This window comes from Terribacillus sp. 7520-G (genome assembly GCF_002271665.1).
Taxonomy (GTDB): Bacteria; Bacillota; Bacilli; order Bacillales; family Amphibacillaceae; genus Terribacillus.
On the sequence record NZ_NQFP01000079.1, the window covers coordinates 1 to 244 of the forward strand.

General features: G+C 41.0%; 1 protein-coding gene. It reads left to right on the forward strand.

Features of this window, described 5'->3' with window-relative positions:
• The coding region (locus CHH53_RS17045; RefSeq protein WP_143594514.1) for a DDE-type integrase/transposase/recombinase at window positions 1-244 on the forward strand (244 nt) is incomplete at both ends.

Consider the following 244-nt stretch of genomic DNA (forward strand, 5'->3'; position numbering starts at 1 on the left):
CCGTGTGAAGCGTAAAAGGAAATGGAAATCACAAGTGGAATCTGTCATCATTGCCCCGAATCTACTAAATCGGGAGTTCACCGCAATACACCCGAATACAAAATGGGTAACAGATATCACTTATATACAGTACGGACCGAGAACGCTTTATCTGTCGACCATCATGGATTTGTATAACAACGAAATTATTGCCTATACCCTTGATGACCATCAACAGACAGCATTAGTATTAGATACGCTCAGA